Origin of the sequence: Bradyrhizobium sp. 191 (assembly GCF_023100985.1) — a bacterium.
In the GTDB taxonomy this organism is placed as follows: Bacteria; Pseudomonadota; Alphaproteobacteria; order Rhizobiales; family Xanthobacteraceae; genus Bradyrhizobium; species Bradyrhizobium diversitatis.
Window position 1 is genome coordinate 7,909,616 of the sequence record NZ_CP064692.1, and the last position, 20,594, is coordinate 7,930,209.

Consider the following 20,594-nt stretch of genomic DNA (forward strand, 5'->3'; position numbering starts at 1 on the left):
GACTTGGACCTTGATCCTGCGCAATTCGCAAGTCTGCCTTGGCTTTTAGTGTCGACGACATGGCAGCGGCGTTGTGCGTGCTGCCGGAGAAGGTGAGCTGGATGCGAGTCATTCCAAATCTGTCGATCTCGCCGGAGAAGGTCTTCTTCGTCATCTCGAAGTCGCGCCGGTCCGACAGCGAAGCGGCCGGGAACGGTGTCATCCTGGAGTCCGGTGACGACGACATGAGCTTCGGCCGCGGTGGACGCGGCGCAACCACCGATCGTGCCGAGCTTGTGGGCTTCATCCGCGACCTCAATATCGACGAGCAGATCGATCTCGTGGCGCTGACCTGGCTTGGCCGCGGCGACGGCGATCTCTCCGATTGGCGCGAACTGCGCGCTCAGGCCGCGCAGGCGCACAACCAGCGCACTGCCTCCTACCTGATCGGCACGCCCATGCTCGCCGACTATCTGGAAGAGGCGATGGCGCAATTCGGCAAGTCCTTCGAGGAATTCGAAGAACAGCTCTGATGCCGGATGCTGCGCCTGCAAGTATCAAGGAGAAGGTGTGATGGACAAGATGAGAATGGCCAAGGGCGACTGGCTGGTCGTGTGCGACGGGCGCAAGGCGCTCATTCTGGAGAACCTCGGCGACGACAAGTTTCCGAATCTCCACACCAGGGAAGTGCATGAGCAGTCCAACCCCTCGACTACCGCGCAAGGCAGCGACGCGCCGGGCCGGTTGCACCCGGCGGCCGGCGGGGCGCGCAGCTCAGTCGAGCAGACCGATTGGCACGATGAGGCCGAGCGCGCCTTCTTGCGGGGACTGGCGGGCCGGCTCGATGCTGCCGTCAGCTCCGGCGAGACCAAGGCCCTGACCATGGTGGCCTCACCGCGCGCGCTCGGCATGATCCGCGCCGACTATTCGGACGCCGTGCGCAAGGCGCTTCAGGGGGAGGTCAGCAAGGACCTCGTCAAGCTGCCGGTCTACGAGATTGAGAAGCAGTTGCTGCTGTCGGGTGCCGCGAAATAGGGCACCCGCACAGGGCGCGGCGCCTCAGTAGCAGGGGTGCCGCCGGCCGTCCTGCCCGATATAAGCGGCCGCGCTGCGGTAGCAGTAGTTGGTCGACGGACCGTCGTAATAAGCGAAGGTGCCGGGGGTGATGCCGGGTCCGTAATTGTGCAGATAGCTGATCGGGTAGGGTAGCGGGTTGGCATAGGAGCGGTGGTGCCGGTGATATCCATTCGCCTCCGCAAGGCCAGGGGCCAGGATTGCAGCCGTCAGGGCCGCAACCGCGGCTACAAGCGTCAACTTGCTCATCTCGATTCTCCGGAACCCGCTCGAACAGATCAGCCATCTATAGCAATTTCGGGCGGTCAGGCATCGCTGCGGAGGCCCGAAATCATGGCCGGTCCTGCAGATTTTCGGGTGGGTGTGACAGAATTGCCGGACATGCGGTCGAAAGCTGCCCATTTTTGGCCTTTTCCGGATGCTTAACGAATTCCCCACACAAGTATGACCAAAGAGTATTTGCTCAAGAATCCTGCCGCCGTCCCCACGGGATCACTTGCGGGTCCTTCAAGGTCGGTGCCTTCCTGAAGGCCATCGCCGTTACCTCGCCATGCGCATCACGCTTCTGAGCCTGCTGTTGCTCTCCGTCGCTGCCGGTACGCCGGCGCGCGCCGAGCTGCACATTACCCGCGACCATGGCGGCTATGTCGAGGAGTACAAGGCCAAGTACAAGCGCGTGCGCGAGAAAGGCGAGCGCGTCATCATCGACGGCATCTGCAATTCGGCCTGCACGCTCGTGCTCGGCATCGTGCCGATGAACAAGATTTGCGTGACGCCGCGCGCGAGCCTCGGTTTCCACCAGGCCTATTACGACAAGGCGTTCACCTTCGGCATCAAGGTCACCAGCGCCGAAGGCACCTCCGATCTCATGTCCTACTACCCCGACAAGGTGAAGGACTGGATTCGTCGCAATGGTGGACTCACCACCGACATGAAGAAGATCAAGAACGGCGTCGAGCTCTGGAAGATCATCGATCCCTGCCCGGAAGAATGGTGATGAGCTGACCTAGACCGCTGTCATCCGCCGCAGCGCAACATCGTCCGGACGAAATTCGCATTGCCGCATGGCCTTCGCTGAGGCAATGAGGCGGCAATGAACCATAATCAAGAAAACCTGACCGCCCGCGCCGCGCCGATCCTGTTCGTCCTGCTCTGGAGCACGGGATTCATCGGCACCAAATACGTGGTCAACGATGCCGATCCCTTGACCTATCTCGCCATCCGCATGGCCATCGTGGTCGGGCTGATGGCGATCATCGCAGGCATCGCGCGGCCGAAATGGCCCGACCGGATCGGCATCGCGCACAGCGCGGTCGCCGGAATCCTCGTCCACGGTTTCTATCTCGGCGGCACCGCGATCGCGATTGCGCATTCGATTCCCGCCGGACTCTCTGCGCTGATTCCGGGACTGCAGCCGATCCTGACCTCGACCATCGCCAATCGCTGGCTCGGCGAGAAGGTGACGCCGGTGCAATGGGCCGGCCTCGTCCTCGGCCTCGGCGGCGTCGTGCTGATCCTGCACAACCGTCCCATGACCGGCGAAGCCGGGCTCGGCTGGCTTGCCTCGGTGGTCTCGCTGATCAGCATCACGCTCGGTACGCTCTATCAGCGCCGCTATTGCAACCACATCGACTGGCGAGCCGGCAATCTCTTGCAATACGTTGCCGTCACCATTTTCTTCGCGATCGGGGCATTCCTGTTCGAAGACCGGGTGGTGCATTGGACACAGGAGTTCGTGCTCGCGCTCGCCTGGCTCGCCGTAGCGCTCTCGATCGGTTCGATCGGGCTGTTGTACTGGCTGATCCGCCACGCTGCAGCAACCTCGGTCGCGAGCCTGTTCTACCTGGTGCCCGCCGTCACCGCGCTGATGGCCTATCTGCTGTTCGGGGAAAGACTCGATGCGCTGGCGATTGCCGGCATGGCGATGTGCGCGGCGGCGGTGTTCGTCGTCAACCGGCGCTTCTGAAGCATGATCCGGAAAAGGTCGCAGCGGGCCGCCGCGCGGCAAGGGTCGCGTATCCTGGGGCAGGTCTCCAGGCGGATGTCCACTCCCGGAGACCTGTTCTGAGCGTCGTGATCAGCGCTTCGCCTTCTTGGCCTTCTTCCTCTTGCCGGCTTTCTTGACGGCTTTCTTGGCAGCCTTTTTCGCAGATGTCTTGCCGGCCTTCTTCGCGGTCTTCTTGGCCGCTTTCTTTGAGGACGTCTTCGCTTTCTTCTTGGCCTTCTTCTTGGACGTCTTCTTCGGGCCTACTTTCTTCGCGACCTTCTTGGCGGCTTTCGTGACTTGCTTGACGGCGGTGACCGCCGCGTCCTTGGTCCCTTCCACGGCGCTGGTGATTGTGTCCATCGCCTGTTCGGTGATCGGCTTTTCGTCGTCCATATCGTCCCCCGCGGTTTGACTGAGGAGATGACGATAGCGGGTTTCGAAATTGTGTCAAAGCGGCGCTCAACCTCTGCGGATCTTTGCGTAGGCGGCGAGCGCACGCTCGCGTCCCCTGGCATGATCGATGATCGGCTGCGGATAGCTCTTGCCGAGCGTGATGTCCGCGCTCGCAAGCTCGATCGGCGTTGCCTGCCAGGGCTGGTGGATCAGCTTGGCCGGCAGGTTCTTCAGTTCCGGCACCCAGCGCCGAACGTAGGCGCCGTCCGGATCGAACTTGTCGCCCTGGAGCACCGGATTGAACACGCGGAAATAGGGCGCTGCGTCTGCACCGCAGCCGGCGACCCACTGCCAGTTAGCGGGATTGCTGGCGGGGTCCGCATCGACCAGCGTGTCCCAGAACCAGGCTTCGCCCTCGCGCCAATCGATCAGCAGGTGCTTGACCAGGAAGGAGGCGACCACCATCCGGACCCGGTTGTGCATCACGCCGGTGTGCCAGAGTTCCCGCAGACCGGCATCGACGATCGGATAGCCGGTGCGCCCGCGCTGCCAGGCAGCGATCGCCTTGTCATCGCGCGTCCAGGGGAAGCCATCGAAGTTGGTCTGCAGGTTTTCAGTGGCGAGGTTGGGATGGTCGTGGAGGAGATGGCGGCAGAATTCGCGCCAGCCGAGCTCACTCAGGAATTTTTCGATGCCCGGCCGGAGCGCCGGATCTTCAGCCGCGGCGAACCGCGCGGCGTGCCAGACCTGGCGAGGGCTGAACTCGCCGAACCTCAAATGCGGCGAGAGCCGCGAGGTGCCCTCCCGGTCCGGGCGGTCGCGGTCGCCGGCATAGGCGCGTGCGGTGCGCTTGAGGAAGTGGCGGAGGCGGCTTCGTGCCGCGGCTTCGCCGGGACTCCATGCCTTGCGCAGGCCACCCGCCCAATCGGGTTTGGCCGGCTCGAGTTTCCAGCTCTCCAGACGATCGCCGTCGATCCCTGGTGCAGGGCGCAGCGCCTTCGGTGCGGGCAGCGGCTTTGGCGGATCGCCGAGCGACAGCACGCGCCGCCAGAATGGTGTGAACACGCGCAGGCCCCGGCCGTCCTTGTTGCGGATCGCCGAGGGTGGGACGAGCAAATCGCCGGGACAGTTTTGCGAGTCTGCTCCGAGCTTTGCCAGCGCCGATTCGAGCGCTCGCTCAACCGACTGATGCGGCGCCTGGGCGATCCCGTTCCAGTAGACGGCGCGGGCGCCGCTCTCGCGCACCACCTCGGGGATGACCCTGGCGGCCGGTCCCCTGCGCAGGACCAGCGATCCGCCGCGCTCGGCGATCTCGGTTCCGAGCGCCCGCAGCGACTGCGCCAGCCACCAGCGCGCCGCGCCACCCGGTGCCCGCCCGGTCGTCTCATCGAGCACATAGAGGCAGACCACCGGCGCTCCGGTCTTCGCGGCGGCGTGCAGGGCGAGGTGGTCGGACAGGCGGAGATCGTCGCGAAACCAGACGATGATGGGCGGCACGTTTGGCGCGGTCAGGGGATGTCCTCGTTTACGATTTGGAAAGGCGTGCCGCCTGCAGCGGTATGATGGTCGTTAATGCCGCCGTAAACCTATTGCACGATTATGCAGGAATTACTGGGGCCATTCCATCCATGTTCAAAGCTTCGAAGTTCCTGCCGCAGTTCAAGCTGGGCACCAAGGCTGTCCTGTGCGCCGTGCTGCTGATCGCCATGAATACGGGGCTCGTGGTCGGCGCCGGCTATTGGTCGCTGACCTCCGCCTTCAATGATCGCGCGCTCCGCGACATCGACGTCAGCCTGCGCACGCTGGCGCTGGCGTTCGCGGAGACCGTTCCCGAGGCCAAGATCACGGTTCAGGACGGCGCGGTCGTGCGCGCGGAGATCCCCAAGATGCCCGACTTCAAGGACCATGCCATCGTCGATCGCGCGGTGTCCTATGTCGGCGGCAATGCGACCCTGTTCGTGTTCGACGCGGCGAACGGCCAGTTTGTCCGCCGCTCAACCAATGTGAAGAAGGAAAACGGCGACCGCGCCGTCGGCACCCAGCTTGCCGCCGATCATCCGGGGCAGGCCGCGCTACGCCGTGGCGAAGCCTATAAGGGGCCGGCTACGCTGTTCGGCAAGACGTTCATGACCGCCTATTTCCCGATCTTGGACTCGACCGGCAAGGTCGCCGGCATTCTCTATGTCGGCATCCCGATGATCCAGTACGAGAACATGCTGGCCCAGGCCATCGAGAGCATGGCGGCGGCCGCCGGGCTTGCCGCGCTTCTGGTGCTGGCTCTGACCCTGCTGGTCGTCCGCCGGATCACCCGGCCGCTCACCTCAGTCACGCGCTCGCTCACCGCGCTTGCCGAGGGCCAGAGCGACGTCGCGATCGAATGCGAGGACCGTGCCGACGAGATCGGCGAGATCGCCCGCACGGTTGCGGTGTTCAGGAGCAACTCGCAGGAGCGGGCGCGCCTGCGTAGCGAGCAGGCGGCGGCAACCGCTGCCGCAGCCGAGCAGCGCAAGGCGGAGCTGCGCAGCTTCGTCGAGGAGTTCCGCGGCAGCGTCGGCGGCATTCTCGACAAGGTGCTCGCATCGTCCGGCGAGTTCGAGCGCGCTGCGCGACAACTCACCGATGCCGCGCGTGCCACGGCGGATCTGTCGGCGCAATCGGCCGGAGCGTCCGAAACCGCCTCCGAGCATGTGCGTTCGGCGGCGTCGGCTTCCGAGGAGCTATCTCAATCCATCTCCGAGATCACCCGCCGGGTGCAGGAATCGAACCAGATTTCCGCCGACGCGGTGCGGCAGGCAGAGGCGACCGACCAGCGCATTGCGCAGCTCTCGGAGGCCGGCACGCGCATCGGCGACGTCGTCAAGCTGATCACCTCGATCGCCGAGCAGACCAACCTGCTGGCGCTGAACGCCACCATCGAGGCCGCTCGCGCCGGCGATGCCGGCCGCGGCTTTGCGGTGGTGGCTCAGGAGGTCAAGACGCTCGCCGGCCAGACCGCCAAGGCGACCGACGAGATATCGAACCAGATCGAGAGCATGCAGCTTGCGACCGAGGAATCGGTCGCGGCCATCAAGGCGATCAGCGAGACCATCGAGCGCATCAGCGGCATTGCCGGCTCAATCTCGGCTGCGGTCGAGCAGCAGAAAAGCGCAACCCACAACATCGTGGCGAGCGTTCGCGCGGCGGTCTCAGGCACGACCGAGGTCGCCGTCAACGTCCGGCACGCCGCCAAGGGTGCCAGCGAGACGGGCGAGACCTCGAGCCGGATGTTTGCCTCGGCCCAGGCGCTGTCCGGCGAGAGCCTGCATCTGAAGGCCGAGGTCGACGGTTTCCTCGACCGCGTGCGGACGGCGTAATCGCTACAGTCATTCCGGGGCGGTCCGTAGGACCGAACTATGGTGCGCAATTGCGCACCAGAGAATCTCGAGATCCCGGGTCTGGTCCTTTGGACCATCCCGGGATGACAGTTGGTTATTTCGGCTGCGGCACGATGCGGATGTAGGGCTTCGGCTCTTTCCAGCCCTGCGGGTAGATCGTCTTGGCCTCGTCGTTGGACACCGAGCCCGCGATGATGACGTCATCGCCCTGCGACCAGTCGGCCGGCGTGGCAACGCGATGCTTGGCGGTGAGCTGGAGCGAGTCGATGACGCGCAGGATCTCCTGGAAGTTCCGCCCGGTGGTCATCGGATAGACCAGCACCAGCTTGATCTTCTTGTCCGGGCCGATGATGAAGACGTTGCGGACAGTCTGGTTGTCGGCCGGCGTACGGGTGAGGGGATCGCCCGAGGTCGAGGCCGGCAGCATGCCGTAGAGCTTGGAGACGTTGTAATCGGTGTCGCCGATCATCGGATAGTTCGGTGCGGCGCCTTGGGTCTCCTTGATGTCTTCCGACCATCTGGCATGGTTGCCGACCGGATCGACCGAGAGTCCCATCAGCTTGACGCCACGCTTGTCGAACTCCGGCTTCAATTTGGCGAGAGCGCCAAGCTCGGTCGTACAAACCGGCGTGAAGTCCTTCGGGTGCGAGAACAGCAGTGCCCAGCTGTTGCCGATCCAGTCATGGAACTTGATCTTCCCTTCGGTGGTCTCGGCTTCGAAGTCGGGTGCGGTGGTGCCGATCGGAAGTGTCATGATTTTACCTCATCGCATTGAATCTACTTGGGAATTCGTCTCTGGCCGTTGTCCTCATTATAGGGGCCTTACAAGACCAAGTGAACGCCAACTGAACCGGCTCAAGTAAAATGTGAATTCCTTCCCTGAAGGGCCGATTTTCTAGCAACTTATTGTTACAGCCGCACCTGCGGCGAAACGGCTCCACCCGGGGTCACACGGTCTCGCTCGCCCCGATAATGCCTTTTATGACTTCCATCACGCCCGCCCGGCGCGTCCTAGAACCAGATTGGTCCTGACAGCGACCAATTGGCAACCATCTCGAAAAGTCGCGATACCCGTATCGAATCGTTAACCACCCCTTTACGCCGGCATGGAAATGCTGGCCGATCAGAAGAAGTCTGGAAGTGAACTATGTCTGCCGCTGCGCCTAAGCCTACCGAGTCGTCGTCCCTCGAACCATCCTGCCGCGATACTGCGGCCCATGCGCTGAGCATCGTGCGCGACGGCGTGATCACGGGCGAAGGCCCCACGACCAAGGGAAGGGTGCATTTCTCCCGTTCGCTGGATGCCGATGACACCGCCTGGTGCGCGCGCATCCTCACCGCCACCGCCGTCAACGACCAGCCGGTCAGCCGCGCCGAAGCCGAAGTGCTGTTCGAGATCAACGAGGCCGCGACCGAGCGCACCGATGGTGGCCGGTTCGACGACCTGCTTGCCAAGGCCGTTGCCCATTATGCCGCCAGTGCCTCGGGCATGAAGGTGCCGCCGCGCAGCGTCGCGCTGTCGGCCGACACCGAGATAGAGAGCTGGGCGCCGTCCTATGCGTCCAAGGTCAACAGCGAGATGCTGGAGTGGATCGCCGGCCAGATGCGCGGCAAGCGCCAGAACAACCGTCGCCTGATGGCGATGGTGGCGACCTTCCTCGGCGCCACCGCGCTGCCTCTGGCGGGCCAATTGCCGAACGTGTTCGACATTGGGATGTAAGAGACGGGGCATGTGAGTTTGCGCGCCTCAATCGCGCGCTCGATGAAGCGGCGGGGTCATTTCCCCGCCGTTTTTTGTTTGCCGGTGTCAGGCTCGAGCCCGAGCGTGCGGCCCGGAAAACCGGCGGCATCGAAATAGCGCTGGCTGCCGACGCGCTGGAAGTTCAGCACCGTCATCAGGCCGCCCTCGGCGGGCTTGGACTTCAGCGTGCCGACAAAAGCCTTCGGCACAACGCCGTTGGGCATGGCTTCCGACATCACGCGGCCGATCAGGCCGCCGTTCTGCGAGCCGCGCAGGCCCATCAGCCGGGCGGCCGTCATGCCGACGTCGGCATTGCTGACCGGAATCTCGTCGACATAGCCCGCCTTGAAGTCCGGACCGATCGCGGCCATGAAATTCATGGTGTCGCCGCGGCTGAAGCTGCCATGCATGCCCTGGCCCTGGCGCAGCACGGTATCGGCAACCTGCACCGAGCAGTTGGTCGGCGCCTCGCCGCAATCGCTGGCATAGGAGCGGAAGTTGACGACGATCGACGGCGTCGGCGTCGCCGCCTTGCCGCGCAGGTTGATGCTCGACAGCGGCAGCGTGCCGGGGAAGCGGCCGAGCGAGTCCTCGACGAACAGGCCGGACACGTAATCCTGTTCGAGCAGTGCCTTGATCGTCTTCGCCGCCAGCTTCTTGTCCTTGTTCGGCAGATAGATCAGGTCGGAGCCGCCATTGGTGGCGACGACGAGATCGGGCTTCTCCGGATCCTTGCCGAGCACGCCGTTGCCCGCCCTGGGATGCTTGTTGCCTTCGATCTTCGCGTTCTTGTCGTTGGGATCGAACAGGGGCAGATCGAGCGCTTTCGCAAGATCGAGCGCCAGGAAGCCCATCGGCAGGAAGTCCTTCGGCGTGTCGTCATAGCCGACCTTGGCCGAGGGGCTGGACTTGCTCTCCTTGGAGATGGTCGAGAAGCCGTGGTCGGCCGAGACGATGATGTTGGTCGAGGCCGCGAGCCCGAGCTCGTCGAGTGCCTTGCGAAGCTGGGCGAGGTTGGTGTCGGCGTTCTTGATGCCGGCCATCGAGGTCGGCCCGTTGATGCCGGGCATGATCTGGTTGAGGCTGTCGCCGGTATTGTGCTGGCTGCCGTCAGGATCGCGCGACCAGAACACCAGCACGAACGGCTTGTTGCGCGCCCTGAACATCGGCAGCACCACCTTGGCGGCGACGTCGGCGAAATAGGCCTGCTGCGCGACGTTTGCGACCGTGGTGCCCGGCGTCCTGGCATCGCCCGCCTTGGAGTTGTCACCGCGCGGCGGCGTGGCGAGGGGCAGGCCGGCCTTGGTCAAGGCGTCCTTCACCTCGTCGGACAATGCGACACCGTTCTTGCCGCCGGTGGAATCGTCGAACACGATCGAATGCTGGCCGGGCTTTTCAGGCTTGTCGGTGTGGTCGAACTGGTAGGTCGGGCCGACCTTGCCGATCGCCGCGGTGCTTAGCCCCTTGTCGCGAGCCATCTTCAGGATGGTCTCTTCGTTGAGGTAGTCGCCCTTGAAATGCTCGTCGATGTCGCCGAGCACGGCGTCGTTCTCGATGAAGGGGACGACGGTGTCACCGGCGGGTGCGGAGGTGTAGTTGGTCCAGATCGTGTTGGAGAACACGCCGGTGTCGCCGAGATAATGACCTGTCGACATCGCCGAGCCGTTGGCCATGGTGAAGGTCGGGAACAGCGAATGCGGGTTCTTGAAGTTGACGCCCTTGTCGCGGACTTCGGCCATCGCCGGCGCGGTTTCCGGCGTGACCTTCAGCGCACGCAGACCGTCGGGAATGAACAGGATCAGGTTGCGGGGCGTGCTGTTCTGGGCAGAGGCCAGTCCGGTGGACAGCACGGTCAGTCCGGCGGATAGCAACACCAGTGAACGGCGCATCAGGATCTCCTAGCGGTGAAGGCGGCGTGGCCGCGACCGCGGCCCCCTAGCTTCGTTTAGTTTCGCGGGATGACAGTCTTGTTACAAGGCCCGTTGCCGCTGCAAGGGCTGGGGAGGGACGCTGTCGTCACTCTCGTGTCCCGGACAAGCTGCAACGCATAAGCGTTGCTGCGCAGAGCCGGGACCCTGGAGGCCGCACGGGTCGCTACAACATGGGCCCCGGCTCTGCAGCGCATCGCTTCGCGCTGCCGCTGCGTCCGGGGCACGAGAGCGGAGTGTTCGCGCGCAACTGCATCAACGCCGTCATTGCGAGCGCAGCGAAGCAATCCAGAATCCCTCCGCGGAAAGACTCTGGATTGCTTCGCTGCGCTAGGAAGAAACTGCTGGTTGTTTAGGGTCAGGCCGCCTCCGCGATGTGCTGGAGTTGGACGGTGAAGCCGAGCTTTTTGAGGCGCGCGACCAAGCGGCTTGCCTTGACCTCGGTGGGCCGACGGTCGAAGTAGGCGGCGCCGAGGTCGTGGTGCTCGGTGCCGTTTTTGAGGATGTGGTAGATGGCGGTGAGGAGCGAGGCGGCGACAGCGCAGATGGCTTTTTGAGGTCCGCGTCTGGCCTGCAAGCGGAAGAACTGCGCTCGGTAGTAACTGTTCTTTGAGCGCTTGGCGGCCCAAGCACATTGAACGAGCATCGTCTTGAGCCACGGCGCCCCCTTGCGCAGGCGCGAGGACTTGCGCTTGCCGGCGCTCTCGTTCTGCCCGGGGCACAGGCCGGCCCAGGCAACGAGATGGCCGGCAGTCTCGAAGCGGCTCATATCGGCGCCGATCTCGGATAAAATTGCCGGCGCTGCCACCGCGCTGATCCCGGGGACCGTGGTCAACAATCCGATCAAGTGGCGAAAGGGGATCTTGCCACCGCCTGCCTCCGCTTCCATGCCCTCGATCCGCTGAGCGATTTCGACATCAAGCTTGCGGATCGTCTCATCCAGACCATCGCGTTGCTTCAGGTGAAGCGCGAGCAGAAAGCGATGGTGATCCGTCAGGCGCCCGTGCAACGCATCGTAAAGCTCCTTCGGCGACGCCTTGAGCTGCTTGCCGGCAAGCTCGGCCAGCTTGTTCGGCTGCCGGACGCCGTCGATCATCGCCTGGATGATCCGCCGGCCGCTCGCGCCCATGATGTCGGAGATCACCGAGCCGAGCTTGATGTTGGCTTCCGCCAGCGTCTTGTCGATCCGCTGCACGTGCCGCGCCTGCTCGCGCACCAGTTGCTTGCGCGTTCGCGTCAGCGCGCGCAGCTCCTGTACCTTCTCCTCGGGAATGAAGCTGCCTTTGATCAGCCCGCAGGCCAACAGATCGGCGATCCACATCGCATCGTTCATGTCGGTCTTGCGTCCCGGCACATTCTTGATATGCGCCGCATTGGCGACGATCAATTCAAAGGCGCCTTCGCCCAGGATCCGGAACACCGGCATCCAGTAGACGCCCGTCGCCTCCACCGCCACATGCGTGCACCGGCTTTCTTCCAGCCACCTTCTCAGCTCCACGAGCGGGTCCGTCGTGGCCGCAAAAGTCCGGCACTCCCGCTGCGCCTTGCCATCGACCATGATCCGCACGCAGGCCACGACCGTGTCCCTGTGTACATCCAGCCCCGCCACCCGCTCATACAAAATATCCATGCTCCTCTCCTCAACAGTTAGCGCCGGCGGCATAGGCGCCTGTCAGAAAAGAATGCTAGGAAGCGTGCTCGAGGGCCATGCAGCCCCTCCGCGCCAGTGTGGGTTATCCAGGCAACCCGGGTCCAACTCGCAACCGGGCTCTCGCGCACCAGAGAGTAATCGACCTCTTTGCCGACGGCCTCTCAAAATACCGCATTTGCCCACGCTCCGACAGTTTCATCCAGCGCGCGTCGGCTCCTCAATGCCGGTCCCAACTCGCAATGACGGAGTGTAGGGGCGGCGGCGGACATCGCTCTTTCGATTCGCATCTCACCTGCAGACACATCTTCTCGTTCTCGCGGCTCATCTCGCCCGAGCTTTGCTTGGTTGTCTCGCCCTCAAATGAAAGAGGGCGCAGGGAAGGCCGGGAGCCGGTTGGCTCCCATCGACCGCCATGCCGGACGCAAACTGCGTGCGCTTCGATGCATAGCGGGTAACAGGGCAACCGGAGACATCCCGGCCTTCCCTGCGCAGTGGTTTTACGGCTTATGTCGTGATCTCCCCGGGGAGCGATGCACTATTGCCCCCGTCGCCTTGCGGATGACTGACGCTGCGAGCCCGGTCGGGCCGCAACGTCACCGCAAGACTTGGCGCACAGACCCCGGGCGCCAGGACCACACGATTTTGCCGTACGCTGATGGCACCGGTCGCATGCACGACGACCTTGCTCACGGTCTCCCGCCCTGCAAGCCCGTTCGTGCCAACGCCATCTGCGTCCACCGCCGCCCGGCCCGCGTTCGTGACGATCGCGATACGCCCCTCTTCCATGGGCCGGGTTGCGGCGACACATACGCCGTTTCCGAATTTCGGTAAAGCGGAATATTTTCGGCGAGGCGTCTTGACCGACGGTTTGGGTGTTTTGCCCGACAGGCAACGCAAGGGATTGTGCCCGGAGACGCGACCCGGTGCGGTCGGCTGCGCGGGCGGCAGGCCGCTGACGGACGAAGGCCCACCGCCCGCTACGGACGGTGGGCCTCGCGTCAGGCGATCTTACCAGCGATATCTGCCGGTCAGCGTGCCGTTGTTGTTGCCGCCAGGGCCGACATCGCCCTGCGTCGAACTCGGAGTTGGATGGTTGGTGCCGTTGAGTGCGCCATACGGCCCGGCCACGTCCGGATAGTATGCGCGCGGCTGAACTGGTTCATAGGCGGGCGCCGTGCGGTCCCAGCCCACGGACCGGCCGTTCCAATCGTAGCCCTGCGCCGAGGCGGCCGCGGTGCCCGCGACCAGTGATGCCGTGACCAGGCAGAGGAGTTTTGACTTGTTCTGCATTGGAGATGCTCCTTGCTTGTGTCGGGGGCCAACGGTTGCAATGCGGGAGCGTTCCGGACGCATGGGCCAGGAGCGGTCAACTCCAATCAACTGGTTATGATGCGCCCGCCGCGGAACGAAGTGGCTGAAACGAGATGAGAATCCCGGGCGTTCTGCCGCACCATGTTCCCCCCTAATCGCGTGCCTTAACCAATAGTTAAATATATGTTTGCGGGTGGGCGGCAGCCCGGCCTAGCCTCCTGCGGGGAGCCGCTATCGCGAAGCCAAACGAGTGTGGTGCGTATCATGATTGCCAGATCACATGGGGCGTTGTTCGCCTCGCTCAGCGCAGCCGCGCTGCTCCTGACTGCAAGTGACAGCTCTGCCGGACCCGCTGTCGCCGCGGCGCCCGGTGTCGTTGCCACCGCGCCGCCGGTTGGAGCACGTCCGCCGATCGCGCCGGGCGCCCGGTTCCATCGCCGCAGCGCTCCGTGGGTCTATTGGCCGGGCGGCGGCAGCTTCTTGTATGATGGCGCTGGCTACAGCCAGCCCTTTGTTGATGCCGCCCAGCCACTCTCCCGCGACGTGCGTTACACCTACACCTATGATGTTCCCTGGGACTGGACGCATCGCTACCCGCCGAACGTCGTGCCGTCCAACCGGCCCTATGTGCCGAGCTGCCCGACGGAGCAGGTGACCGTGCCCGGCCGCGGCGGCAGCGAGCACACCGTCAACATCATGCGCTGCTACTGAGCTAACCCAGCTCGAAGCTGGTCACGCCGAAGACGCGGTCGATGCGCAGCGGCGGGATCGGCCCGGTGTACATCCGCGCCGTCTCGAAAACCGGCATCAGGCCGAGCGACTCCGCGAGCGCAATCGCTTCGCGGTTGACGGCGGGAACGTCGAGGAAAATTTCGCCGCCGCGCGTGCTTACCAGCAAGGCCTGCATGACGGTTTCCGCCGCCGCGCGATTGTCGGCGACGAGCGGGCCGATCTTGTAGCCCGTCCGGCACGGACGGATCACGCCCCATGCGGCTAGCCTGCCACCGCGCAGCAGCGCATGGCCGATATGGCCTGATGTGTTGATCCAGGCGCGCAGAAAGCCGCCGCGCGCGGCAGGGAACACGGTGGCGTCGTCGGCTTCAACCATTGCAAATGGGACCTTGTCGAGGGCGACGACCTCGGCAGGTGGCCTCGGTGGCGCGGCCGCGACGCCGCCATAGCGGATATTGGCGTAAGCGAGCTGGAAGCCGGACCTCTTGTAATTGTCCTGCTGCGCCACGACGCCGTCGAGCCCGATCACGCGCCCGCCCGCATGCGCGATCGCTGCGTTCCAGATGCGCAGGCCATGGCCGGCGCCGCGAAAGCGCTGGCGCACGATGTAGAAGCCGAGGAAGGCGAAGCGCTCGTCGTAATTGACGCAGGAGACGGTCGCGACCGGCTCGCCGTCGCTCTCGCCGACGAAGAAGCCTTGCGGATCGGGGACGGCGAAGCAGGCGGCATCGGCCAGGCCCGGATTCCAGCCCTCGGCCGCGGCCCAGTCGACGGCGAGGGCGATTTCCTCGGGGCGCAGATTGCGGATCTGCAGATCACTCATCTCGAGTCGCTCATGATGGATGCCCTCGACCATGGACCTGCCGCGAGGTCTGGCTGTAGAAGGCCCCATGATAGGCCGAGCCTGCGGCTCGCCTCAACACAGGGATGATCGGTCATGGCAGCAGAGAAGGTCGCGCTCGTTACCGCCGGCGGCAGCGGCATGGGGGCGGGAGCTGCACGCCGGCTGGCAGCGGACGGGTTTCGCGTCGCGATCCTGTCGTCCTCCGGCAAGGGCGAGGCGCTGGCGGCCGAGCTCGGCGGCTGCGGCATCACCGGCTCGAACCAGTCGAACGACGATCTGAAGCGCCTCGTCGACGCCGCGATGGCGAAGTGGGGGCGGATCGACGTGCTCGTCAACAGCGCCGGGCACGGGCCGCGTGCGCCCATCACCGAGATCACCGACGAGCAGTGGCACGCCGGCCTCGACACCTATCTGCTGAACGTGATCCGTCCGACGCGGCTGGTGACGCCGGTGATGCAGGCGCAGAAGGGCGGCGCCATCATCAACATCTCGACGGCCTGGGCGTTCGAGCCAAGCGCGATGTTCCCGACCTCGGCGGTGTTCCGCGCCGGCCTTGCCGCCTTCACCAAGATCTTCACCGACACTTACGCCGCCGACAACATTCGCATGAACAACGTCCTGCCGGGCTGGATCGACAGCCTGCCGCAGCAGGACGCGCGACGCGACAGCGTGCCGCTGAAGCGCTACGGCAAGGTCGAGGAGATCGCGGCGACGATATCGTTCCTCGCCTCCGACGGCGCGGCCTACATCACCGGCCAGAACATCCGCGTCGACGGCGGTCTGACGCGCTCGGTCTGAGGCGGGGCTATCGCATATGGTGGCGTGTCCCTTGCGGCGCATCCTTCGAGACGCCCGCCTTCGGCGGGCCCACAGGATGAGGGCGGAGTGTGTGGCGGCTATTTTGGCAGGCGCGGATGCCCGGTTAGCCTCATCCTGAGGGACCGCGGAAGCGGTCGTCTCGAAGGACGAGGCGCGCGCTCAGGTCTTTCCAAAAGCCATATGCCGTTGCCCTGGGATCTGAGGCGGGGCAGTTACGTGCCCGACAAAATACTTAGCCGATGAGCTAACGAATATTGACCGCGCGGCACGACGGCGCTATAGTTAGCGTCATGGCTAACCAATCGTCCCGCCTCGACCATGTTTTCGCAGCGCTCGCCGACCCTACGCGGCGGGCGATCGTGATGCGGCTCTGCGCGGGCGAGGCGTCGGTCGGCGAGCTCGCCGATCCCTTCGACATGGCGCTGCCGAGCTTCATGAAACACATCCACGTGCTGGAGACGAGCGGGCTCGTTCTGTCGGAGAAAACCGGCCGCGTGCGCACCTGCCGTCTCAGTCCAGATGCGCTTCTGGGCGCGGAGGATTGGTTCCAGCAGCAGCGCGCGGTGTGGGAGGCGCGGCTCGACCGGTTCGAGGCCTACGTGATGAAACTCAAGAAAGAGAAGGAGAGGGCGGGCGCCAAGCGGCCGTCCCGAACAACCAAACGGAAAGGTTCCGAGTGATGACCAATTCTGCCAATCCCGCCCTGTCGCAATGGTCGCTCGACCGCGAGATCGTGATGTCGCGCGTGATCGACGCGCCGCGCGATCTGGTGTTCGAGGCGTGGTCCAACCCGAAGCATCTGCCGCAATGGTTCGGGCCGAAAGGATTCAAGGTCGAGACCTTCGAGATCGACGTGCGCGTCGGCGGCGTCTGGCGCTTCAACATGATCGGTCCCGACGGCACGGTGTACCCGAACCGCATGCGGTTCCGCCGCATCGAACGGCCTTCTCTGATGGAGATGGATCACGGCCTCGACCAGGACGATGATCCCGGCATGTTCCGCTTCACCGTCACCTTTGCCGAACAGAGCAACGGCAAGACCGTTCTGATGATGCGCCAGCTGGCCTCGAGCACCGAGCAGCGCGACGGCATGATCGGCTTCGGCGCCGTCGAATACGGCTACCAGACGCTGGACAAGCTTGCCGCCTATGTCGCCGCCATGAGCCGGTGAGGGCAGCGTCATTCCGGCACGCTCAATGGGGCGTGCCCGGAATGACGGGGTAAGCGCGGTCTGCGAGGCAAGCCGTCGTCGCAGCTGGCGGCTTGCCTCGCGCAGGGTCACGTGAGCGCGTTGGTGACTCGGGGGCTCCTGCATCTGCTTCACTGCAGTTGTGCAATGAAGCCCCGGGTTGGGTCGCCGCCGCTCTCCTAGCGCCGCGTTGTACCGTCGGATCGTGGAGTGGTTTCATTGCGCATGCCCGGAGGGCTGGAAGCGCCTTGTCCGCCACGCTCGACATGCGTGACGCCACCGCCGCCGCCGGCGCTACCCGCACCGCCGCTGCCCGAGCCTGCTCCGGCTCCAGCGCCGCCACCGGCACCCGCGCCAGCACCGGCGCCTGCACCACCTGCGCCGCCGCCGGCTCCGCCAGCACCGCCGCCACCGCCGGCGCCTTGTGCGAACGCTGCGCCGACCGAAGCGCCGGCCAGCATCGCAGCTGTGAAGATCGTCAGAACAGTCTTACGCATGTTGTTTCTCCTTGATGTCTACGGCGAACCAATCGTACGCGGCGGCGACTGTTCCTATGCTCGTCGATGAGAAGGCAAAGCGATCTTTGGCCGGAACGCGCGTGAGATAGTCGGGTCTCCTGCGGCAATCAGCCCGGTCCTCCTAGGAACAATCGCCCGTGCTTCCCGGTTTGCGCGAACGAAGCCAGTCAAAACGGAGGACAGGAAGATGGCCAATGCAGCCCGCGATACGTTCGTGGTGGGACTACGCAATGCGCATGCGATGGAAGTACAGGCGCGAGAATTGATGGAGCGCCAGTCAGAGCGGCTCGACGACTATCCCGAGGTCAAGGCGAAGGTCACCGCTCACCTTCAGGAGACCAACGAGCAATTGCGCCGGCTGGAGAAATGCCTGGAAGCCTGTGGCGAGAGCACGTCGACACTGAAGGACACGGCGCAGTCGGTGATGGCCAACATGACGGCCATGGCGCATTCGGCTGCGGGCGACGAGATTCTCAAGAACACCTTCGCGAACAATGCGTTCGAGAATTTCGAGATCGCCGCCTACAAGTCGCTGCTCGCGCTCTGCGCCGCCGCCGGCATGCCGGAGGCCAAGGCGCCGCTCGAGACGTCGTTGCAGGAAGAGCAGCGCATGGCGGCCTGGATCGACTCCAATGTCGAGAAGGTGACGATGGAGTACCTGACGCATCAGCGCCAGGCCGCGTAGCTCGGAGATTCCCGCCGATATCGAACCACCGGCGCGCCAGGGCGGCCGGTGGCTCTTTCGTGCCTTTGCTTTGCGTGCGTTGACCGGCAGGAACGATCACGGCCAAACGGCCTCTCGCCGTCTCACTCCCTGGCCTCATCCGACACGATGTCACCGAGCTTCTGCCAGCGCAGGCCGTCGAACTGCACCATCTGGAACTGCTTGTTGACCCGATAATCGGTCGGCGAGGTCGTGACCGAGATCCCCGGGAGCGTCAGGTCGAGTTCGACGTTTTTGAGGTTGGCCGCCTGTCGCATGACATTGTCGCGGGTGAGATCGTCGCCGCACTGCTTCAGCACCTGCACCAGCAGCTGCGCGGTGATGTAGCCATAGACATTCAGGTTCGAATCCTTGTCGCCTTCGGGATAGTACTTCGCCATGAAGGCGAAATAGCGCTTCATGCCGGCATCGTCCTTCCATTCGGGATCGGCGGCATCCTTGACGTAACCGACGCTGACGACGCCCTTCGAGTTGTCGAGCCCCGCGGGCTTCAGCACGGCGCTGACCGAGGAGGCGTTGATGTCGATGATGTGCAGCGGCTTCCAGCCGATCTCGGCGACCTTCTTGATCGCCTGGGCCGCCTGCTTCGGCGTCGTCGCGCTGAACAGCACGTCGGCACCCGCGTCCCTCAGCCGCAGGATCTGCGAGTCGATGGTCGGCTCGGTGATCTCGTAGGAGGTCTCGGCCACGACCATGTTCGCCTTCTCGCCGAGGCCGGCCTTGAGGCCGGCGAGATAATCCTTGCCGAGGTCGTCGTTCTGGTAGAGCACGCCGATTTTCGCGTTCGGGTGGTTCTTCAGCAGGTACTGCGCGTAGATGCGGCCCTCGACGAGGTAGGACGGGTTGAAGCCCATCGTCCACGGGAAGTTCTTCGGGTCGGTGAAGCGCGCCGCGCCGGTCGCTGCGAAGAGCTGCGGGATTTTCCTGGCGTTGAGATATTTCTGTACGGCGACGTTCGGCGCCGTGCCGATGATCTGGAACGTCAGCAGCACCTCGTCGCTTTCGACCAGCCTGCGGGTCTGCTCCACCGTTTTCGGCGGCGAATAGGCGTCGTCATACTGGATCAGCTCCACCTTGCGGCCGTTGACGCCGCCCTGGTCGTTGATCATCCGCATATAGGCGGCCTGGGTCTTGCCGATCACGGCGTAGGCCGAGGCCGGGCCGCTGAGCGGCACGGTCTGGCCGACCTTGATTGCGGTGTCGGACGCGCCGGGGTCGTATTTCTTCTGCGCCTGCGCTGCCGTGATCGAGAGCGCGAGGAGCAGCGCGGAAGCTGCGATGCGTTTGAGAAGAGTGCTAGTCATGTGCTTGTCCCTCCCGCTTGCTATTCGCCCTTGAGGCCGGCGTCGCGGATCAGCCTGGTCCACTTCTGCGTCTCGTTGTCGATGAACCGGCCGAACTCGGCCGCAGTGCCGGCGCGCACTTCGAGGCCTTGGGCGGTCAGCTTGTCCTTGATTGCGGGTTCGGCGAGCGCGCGCAGAACCTCGGCCTGGAGCTTGTCGACGATCGCGCGCGGTGTCGTGGACGGCACCATGAAGCCGTACCACCCGGCGGCGGCCACGTTGGGAAAGCCCTGCTCGCGCAGCGTCGGCGCCTGCGGATAGAGCGCGCTGCGCTCGGGCGAGGCGACGCCGAGCACGGTGAACTTGCCGCTCTGGATGTAGGGCAGGGCGGTCGGCAGCGCCGTCAGCGTCGCATCGACGCGGCCGGCGAGCAGCTCGGTGTAGGAGGCCGCATCGCCCCGGAACGGGATGTTCAGCCCCTTGACGCCGGCATCGCGGAACAGAAGCTCTCCGGCGAGGTGCGGCTGCGAGCCGGCGCCGGGAGAGGCGAAGGTCAGCCCGTCCGGTTTCGATTTGCCGTAGGCGATCAACTCGGGCAGCGTCTTGAACGGCGCGTCGGCACTGATGATGAGGAACAACGGCGCGATCACCGCCATCGCCACCGGCTGCAGATCCTTGCGGTCATAGGTCAGCTTGCCGAACAGCGCCTCGGCGGTCGCGTAGGGCGCCGCGACGTACAGGATCGTGTAGCCGTCGCCCGGCGCATGGGCGACCATGTCGTTGGCGATGCGCGTGCCGGCACCCGGCTTATTCTCGACGATGAACTGCTGACGCAGGCTGCGGCCGAACTCCTCGGCCAGCAGGCGCAGCGAGATGTCGTTGGAGCCGCCGGGCCCGTAGGGCGAGATCAGCCGCACCATGCGCGACGGCCAGGCGTCCTCGGCATGCGCCGCCAAGCCTGATCCTGCTGCGAGGCCGCCTGCGATCGTGCCCAGCAGGATTCGGCGTGTGACCTTGAATGATGCCACCGTTGTCGTCCTCCCTCTT

General features: G+C 64.6%; 22 protein-coding genes. 11 read left to right on the forward strand and 11 right to left on the reverse strand.

The window, feature by feature from the left end:
* Positions 1–101 precede the first annotated feature (101 nt).
* Both IVB23_RS37345 and IVB23_RS37350 read left to right on the forward strand, forming a co-directional pair.
* On the forward strand, positions 102–512 hold the full coding sequence (locus IVB23_RS37345) for a DUF3775 domain-containing protein (protein ID WP_197966222.1): 411 nt from the start codon (positions 102–104) through the stop codon (positions 510–512).
* Between the two features lie 40 nt (positions 513–552).
* The gene (locus IVB23_RS37350; RefSeq protein WP_061882750.1) at positions 553–1,014 is read left to right on the forward strand and encodes a host attachment protein; all 462 of its coding nucleotides are present in this window, start codon (positions 553–555) and stop codon (positions 1,012–1,014) included.
* Between the two features lie 24 nt (positions 1,015–1,038).
* Here IVB23_RS37350 and IVB23_RS37355 read toward each other — a convergent pair whose 3' ends face one another.
* Positions 1,039–1,302, reverse strand: coding sequence for a hypothetical protein (locus IVB23_RS37355; protein WP_061882749.1), 264 nt, complete (start codon positions 1,300–1,302; stop codon positions 1,039–1,041).
* Positions 1,303–1,603: 301 nt separating this feature from the next.
* Between IVB23_RS37355 and IVB23_RS37360 the strand changes: the two genes are divergently transcribed.
* Both IVB23_RS37360 and IVB23_RS37365 read left to right on the forward strand, forming a co-directional pair.
* Complete coding sequence (locus tag IVB23_RS37360; protein WP_061882748.1) at positions 1,604–2,050, forward strand: hypothetical protein; 447 nt, start codon at positions 1,604–1,606, stop codon at positions 2,048–2,050.
* A gap of 96 nt (positions 2,051–2,146) precedes the next feature.
* Entirely contained in the window at positions 2,147–3,019 is an 873-nt protein-coding gene (locus tag IVB23_RS37365; RefSeq protein WP_247801957.1) for a DMT family transporter, read from the forward strand.
* A 111-nt stretch (positions 3,020–3,130) separates the two neighbouring features.
* Here the strand turns inward: IVB23_RS37365 and IVB23_RS37370 are convergent, their stop codons facing one another.
* Positions 3,131–3,433, reverse strand: coding sequence for a histone (locus IVB23_RS37370; protein ID WP_247801958.1), 303 nt, complete (start codon positions 3,431–3,433; stop codon positions 3,131–3,133).
* Between the two features lie 66 nt (positions 3,434–3,499).
* Positions 3,500–4,891: a deoxyribodipyrimidine photo-lyase gene (locus tag IVB23_RS37375; protein WP_247805026.1), complete on the reverse strand. Its 1,392-nt coding sequence runs from the start codon at positions 4,889–4,891 to the stop codon at positions 3,500–3,502.
* Between the two features lie 170 nt (positions 4,892–5,061).
* On the opposite strand from IVB23_RS37375, the gene IVB23_RS37380 reads away from it, so the two are divergent.
* Positions 5,062–6,786, forward strand: a complete 1,725-nt coding sequence (locus IVB23_RS37380) for a Cache 3/Cache 2 fusion domain-containing protein (RefSeq protein WP_061882744.1) — start codon at positions 5,062–5,064, stop codon at positions 6,784–6,786.
* Between the two features lie 115 nt (positions 6,787–6,901).
* Here IVB23_RS37380 and IVB23_RS37385 read toward each other — a convergent pair whose 3' ends face one another.
* The gene (locus tag IVB23_RS37385; protein WP_061882743.1) at positions 6,902–7,561 is read right to left on the reverse strand and encodes a peroxiredoxin; all 660 of its coding nucleotides are present in this window, start codon (positions 7,559–7,561) and stop codon (positions 6,902–6,904) included.
* Positions 7,562–7,954: 393 nt separating this feature from the next.
* Between IVB23_RS37385 and IVB23_RS37390 the strand changes: the two genes are divergently transcribed.
* Complete coding sequence (locus IVB23_RS37390) at positions 7,955–8,527, forward strand: hypothetical protein (RefSeq protein WP_061882742.1); 573 nt, start codon at positions 7,955–7,957, stop codon at positions 8,525–8,527.
* Between the two features lie 56 nt (positions 8,528–8,583).
* Here the strand turns inward: IVB23_RS37390 and IVB23_RS37395 are convergent, their stop codons facing one another.
* From IVB23_RS37395 to IVB23_RS37405, 3 genes are all read right to left on the reverse strand, one after another.
* A complete protein-coding gene (locus IVB23_RS37395) occupies positions 8,584–10,437 on the reverse strand; it encodes a nucleotide pyrophosphatase/phosphodiesterase family protein (protein WP_061882741.1) in 1,854 nt (617 codons plus the stop codon).
* A gap of 397 nt (positions 10,438–10,834) precedes the next feature.
* Positions 10,835–12,106: an IS110 family transposase gene (locus tag IVB23_RS37400; protein WP_247799878.1), complete on the reverse strand. Its 1,272-nt coding sequence runs from the start codon at positions 12,104–12,106 to the stop codon at positions 10,835–10,837.
* Between the two features lie 1,029 nt (positions 12,107–13,135).
* Positions 13,136–13,417: a hypothetical protein gene (locus IVB23_RS37405; protein ID WP_197966199.1), complete on the reverse strand. Its 282-nt coding sequence runs from the start codon at positions 13,415–13,417 to the stop codon at positions 13,136–13,138.
* A 285-nt stretch (positions 13,418–13,702) separates the two neighbouring features.
* Between IVB23_RS37405 and IVB23_RS37410 the strand changes: the two genes are divergently transcribed.
* Positions 13,703–14,149, forward strand: a complete 447-nt coding sequence (locus tag IVB23_RS37410; RefSeq protein WP_197966198.1) for a hypothetical protein — start codon at positions 13,703–13,705, stop codon at positions 14,147–14,149.
* 1 nt (position 14,150) lies between these two features.
* On the opposite strand, the gene IVB23_RS37415 is transcribed toward IVB23_RS37410, so the two are convergent.
* Complete coding sequence (locus IVB23_RS37415; RefSeq protein ID WP_247801959.1) at positions 14,151–14,993, reverse strand: GNAT family N-acetyltransferase; 843 nt, start codon at positions 14,991–14,993, stop codon at positions 14,151–14,153.
* 114 nt (positions 14,994–15,107) lie between these two features.
* On the opposite strand from IVB23_RS37415, the gene IVB23_RS37420 reads away from it, so the two are divergent.
* The 3 genes from IVB23_RS37420 (at position 15,108) to IVB23_RS37430 (ending at position 17,004) form a co-directional block, all read left to right on the forward strand.
* Positions 15,108–15,812, forward strand: coding sequence for an SDR family oxidoreductase (locus tag IVB23_RS37420; RefSeq protein WP_247801960.1), 705 nt, complete (start codon positions 15,108–15,110; stop codon positions 15,810–15,812).
* Between the two features lie 311 nt (positions 15,813–16,123).
* Complete coding sequence (locus IVB23_RS37425) at positions 16,124–16,513, forward strand: metalloregulator ArsR/SmtB family transcription factor (RefSeq protein WP_061881283.1); 390 nt, start codon at positions 16,124–16,126, stop codon at positions 16,511–16,513.
* On the forward strand, positions 16,513–17,004 hold the full coding sequence (locus IVB23_RS37430; protein ID WP_197966195.1) for an SRPBCC family protein: 492 nt from the start codon (positions 16,513–16,515) through the stop codon (positions 17,002–17,004). The genes IVB23_RS37425 and IVB23_RS37430 overlap by 1 nt, the downstream gene beginning before the upstream one ends.
* Positions 17,005–17,201: 197 nt before the next feature.
* On the opposite strand, the gene IVB23_RS37435 is transcribed toward IVB23_RS37430, so the two are convergent.
* Positions 17,202–17,519, reverse strand: a complete 318-nt coding sequence (locus IVB23_RS37435; protein ID WP_197488748.1) for a hypothetical protein — start codon at positions 17,517–17,519, stop codon at positions 17,202–17,204.
* A gap of 208 nt (positions 17,520–17,727) precedes the next feature.
* Between IVB23_RS37435 and IVB23_RS37440 the strand changes: the two genes are divergently transcribed.
* Positions 17,728–18,225 carry a ferritin-like domain-containing protein gene (locus IVB23_RS37440; protein WP_197966193.1) on the forward strand — a complete coding sequence of 166 codons (498 nt, stop codon included), beginning with the start codon at positions 17,728–17,730 and terminating at the stop codon, positions 18,223–18,225.
* A 122-nt stretch (positions 18,226–18,347) separates the two neighbouring features.
* Here IVB23_RS37440 and IVB23_RS37445 read toward each other — a convergent pair whose 3' ends face one another.
* Both IVB23_RS37445 and IVB23_RS37450 read right to left on the reverse strand, forming a co-directional pair.
* Positions 18,348–19,568, reverse strand: coding sequence for an ABC transporter substrate-binding protein (locus IVB23_RS37445; protein WP_061881287.1), 1,221 nt, complete (start codon positions 19,566–19,568; stop codon positions 18,348–18,350).
* A gap of 20 nt (positions 19,569–19,588) precedes the next feature.
* A complete protein-coding gene (locus IVB23_RS37450) occupies positions 19,589–20,575 on the reverse strand; it encodes a tripartite tricarboxylate transporter substrate binding protein (RefSeq protein WP_247801961.1) in 987 nt (328 codons plus the stop codon).
* Positions 20,576–20,594: the final 19 nt, after the last annotated feature.